This is a genomic window from Paenibacillus sp. P4_A9 (assembly GCF_056402415.1).
Genome location: NZ_JBFUHL010000160.1, coordinates 1 through 3107, shown reverse-complemented (window position 1 = coordinate 3107; position 3107 = coordinate 1). Strand labels below are relative to the sequence as shown.

At 43.5% G+C, this 3107-nt stretch carries 3 protein-coding genes; all 3 read right to left on the bottom strand.

Annotated elements, in window-relative coordinates:
- Positions 1-202: 202 nt before the first annotated feature.
- Positions 203-1873, bottom strand: coding sequence for an extracellular solute-binding protein (locus tag AC1DVJ_RS30400; RefSeq protein WP_477596567.1), 1671 nt, complete (start codon positions 1871-1873; stop codon positions 203-205).
- Positions 1874-2042: 169 nt separating this feature from the next.
- Positions 2043-2828: a response regulator transcription factor gene (locus tag AC1DVJ_RS30395; RefSeq protein WP_477596565.1), complete on the bottom strand. Its 786-nt coding sequence runs from the start codon at positions 2826-2828 to the stop codon at positions 2043-2045.
- Positions 2828-3107 (bottom strand): sensor histidine kinase (locus AC1DVJ_RS30390; RefSeq protein WP_477596563.1); only part of this gene is annotated, 280 nt, incomplete at its 5' end. The genes AC1DVJ_RS30390 and AC1DVJ_RS30395, both read right to left, overlap by 1 nt.

The following is a 3107-nucleotide window of genomic DNA, read 5'->3' as shown; positions in this document are numbered from 1 at the left end:
GGAATGCAATCGCGATACCGAACATCGGCACCAGTTGAAAAATAATAAGAAGCACAATTCCCGGTAGGAGCATCAAATGGTAGTGCTTATAAAATGATTTAATATTCATCTGCGTTACACCTCTGGTTCAAACTTATCCTTCATGATTATGCAAAGAGCGCACTACCAATAGGTCAGGGGGTGCGCTCTTTCCATTTAATTATTACTTTTTAGATTTACTTAGTTCATCCGTTACTTCTTTCGTGATTTCGTCGCCGCCTTGTGCTTTCCAATCGGAAACGAATTTATCAAACGAATCCAGTGGCTTTTCGCCCATTACGATTCCGAAGAACGTTTCTTTCTCCAACTTTTGCAAATTCGCCCATTTTCTTTCCATTGTTTTGGTATTGGCTGTGAATTCGCTGTACACTTTATTCATCTTTTGTTTCAGCAAATCTGCTGGAACGGTGTATCCGAAGTAGCCAGACCAATCTTTGAGATCCGCTTTAGGATTTGCTTTGTCACGTGTTTCCTTCGCGTACAGCTCTTTCATCTCTGGATTAAGATCATCGGGCTTGATTTGTCCGCTCATAGCTTTTTGYAATGTATCGGACTTTCTTTCAACAGCATCCGCAAAGTCGAAGGTCGTATTTCCGATCGGCCAGTATTCTGCGCTTACTGTGAAGTCTAATTTCAAAGCGTCTGGATCTACTTTACGCTGAGCATTGATAAACGTATTCGCGTAAACCATCGCCGCTTCAGGGTTTTTCATACCTTTTTTCACAACGACAAATTGTGTGCTTACTGGTACCATCATCGTGTTCACAGAACCTTTAGCATCAGGGATCAAATAAGGCACGAAATCAGCCTTCGGATTTAGCTTCATGGCATCAGCAGCCAAACCACCGGACCACCATGGTCCGAAGAACACGCCTGCTTTGCCGGATACGATGTTCTCATTAGGATCTTTGCGCAAAGCAAACTCCTTATCAATTACACCAGCCGCATACATGTCACGCAGCTTGCCAAGAGCTTGCTTCGTTTCAGGAGTTAACGAAGCATAAACTACCTTACCAGAACTGTCCTTGATCCAGTTCGAAACACCTTGTACGCCACCGGACGGATACGCACCGAACGCTTGGAAGATACCTTTAAAGTCGCCCCGTTGCGCTTTACCGTTAACAGCCAATGCATTTTCGTAACCGGCGATTCCAATTGTATCCGCTTTCCCGTTGCCGTCTGGATCTTTCTCTACGAAAGCTTTCGCGATCGCAGCAACATCGTCAATCGACTTCGGCGGCTGCATTCCCAATTTATCCATCCAGTCCTTGCGTAACCACACCATACTTGCAGCATCGGCCTGTACGCTAATATTCGGGATACCCATCAATTTGCCTTTATATGTTGCTTTCTCAAGCGCTTTGTTGTTCGTTGATGCGTATAATTCCTTCGTTAATGGAGAAGCATATTTGTCAAAAACTTTAGTCAAATCCTCAATTTGGCCAGCTTCAGCTAGCGACAGGAAGGTTTGCTCGTTTACTAACATCACATCCGGTAAATCGTTACTCGCGATCGCCAGTTTCATCTTTTGATCATAATCCTGAGGAGCCGCGTACCATAAAATTTTAAAGTTAATATTTGTTTTTTGTGAGATATATTTCATGTACTGATTACTCTCTACGGTATCGCCAGCTGGTAACTTTGCACCTGGGCTTAGACTTTTGAAAGTAGTAACTTCAATCGGATTCGGCATCTTGAAAGGGTCTACTTTTACGTTCGAATCTGCAGACGTTTGACCGCCGCCATCCTTGCTAGTCCCTCCGGTGTTGCTAGAACATGCTGTCATTAGAACTGCTATTGCCATCATGGAAATTAGAGCTTTTTTATTTTTCATAATGCCCCTCCTCTTTAGTTACCCTACACTTACATCTTAAAGAAAATGAAAGACATTCAGGGCAATTTATGTCTCATGTTTCGGAGCATATTGTCTCGTAATTGTCATCCTGGGAACGTTCAGTAGACAAAAGTGCACTTTATTGGAGACGATTTGCGACCTTCTCGTTTCAACTCTGGCTCTTGCGAAACTCACCTGGCAGCATCCCAGTCAACTCTCTGAATACTTTGCTAAAATATTTCTCATTCGGATATCCTGCTTGTGTAGCGATCCAAGCAATCGTTTTCCCTGTTTGCTTAAGCATGACCTTGGCATGATTAACACGCACTTCCCGCGTATAATCGTTAAATGTTTTCCCTGCGATATCCCGAAAACACCGACTGAAATAGCTGCGGCTCATATTTACCCTTTTGGCGATATCCGGTAATAAAAGATCATTTTGAAACTCGGCTTGAATGATTTCTACAGCCTTCCAAATACTCGCATTCACTTCTGGCGAATAGGGTCCCTCATCCTCATCATCAAATACGGGAAGGCTAGGATTCTGCACATGCGTGTCCCTTGTTTGCGCATATTGCTCCTTCATTTTGCCTACAATTCTTCTTAACACTTCGTCCATCTGCTCATGTTCAAGCTCGACTTTCGTTATGTAATCCAGTGCCCCTAGTCGAAGCGCTTCCTGAATGAGTTCAAAATCCTGATGAAATGTCAGTACGACCATGCTAATATCCCTGTACTTTTCTTTCACACACCTCATCAAATCAATACCTGACATTACAGGCATCGCTAAATCTGTAATTAACAGGTCCACCTGATTAGTCTCCAAAAACTCCAACGCTTTCTTACCATTTCCCGCTTCGCCTACGACCTCTAAATCATGCTCGCGCCAAGGCATCATCGTGATAAAACCTTTGCGCACCAAGTGATCATCATCCACAACCATAACTTTTATCATCAGCGAATACCTCCTATCGGAAGACGAAGTGCGATCGTCGTCCCTGAGCCGATTGTACTTTTAATCTTGAAACTTGCAGCCGATCCAAATTGGAACTTCACCATGCGGTGTACGTATTGCAGCCCAATCCCCATGCCTACTTTCTTTTTCTCTATCGTGTTTTCACTCATCAATTGTTCAATTTCTTCCTCCGTCATTCCGTCCCCATTGTCTTTCACTTCAATAATGACATGCGACTCGCCATCTTCGATAACACTGACTTCGATCACACCATTGTCC

Coding starts and splice junctions, on each gene's coding strand:
- AC1DVJ_RS30395 (WP_477596565.1), bottom strand. CDS start 2,828: ATGATAAAAGTTATGGTTGTGGATGATGATCACTTGGTGCGCAAAGGT.